This is a genomic window from Marseilla massiliensis, from assembly GCF_016899855.1.
Lineage (GTDB): Bacteria > Bacteroidota > Bacteroidia > Bacteroidales > Bacteroidaceae > Prevotella.
The window spans coordinates 1-330 of the sequence record NZ_JACJJG010000268.1 but is presented as its reverse complement, the minus strand read 5'-3'; the positions used below and the strand labels follow the sequence as shown (position 1 = coordinate 330).

1 protein-coding gene is annotated in these 330 nt (G+C 54.8%); it reads right to left on the bottom strand.

Features of this window, described 5'->3' with window-relative positions:
- The coding region (locus H6A34_RS14710) for a TonB-dependent receptor plug domain-containing protein (RefSeq protein ID WP_205106111.1) at positions 1–330 on the bottom strand (330 nt) is incomplete at both ends.

Below are 330 nucleotides of genomic sequence, written 5' to 3'. Positions count from 1 at the left end.
TGCAACTTTCTTCCAGCTGTAGTAGGCGTTGTAGCTTACGTTTACCTTGCCGGCCTTGCCGCTTTTTGTGGTAACGAGGATAACGCCGTTGGCACCACGCGAACCGTAGATGGCTGTGGATGATGCGTCCTTAAGTACGGTAATGTCCTCGATGTCGGTTGCAGGAATGTCGCTGATACTTTCAACGGGGAATCCGTCGACGATGAGCAATGGGTCGTTGCTCTGAGTGATGGAGCCTCCTCCACGTACACGTATTTTCACGTCGGCGTCAGGCGAGCCCTCGGTCGTGGTGATGTTTACGCCGGCCATCTTACCGGTAAGGGCCTCACG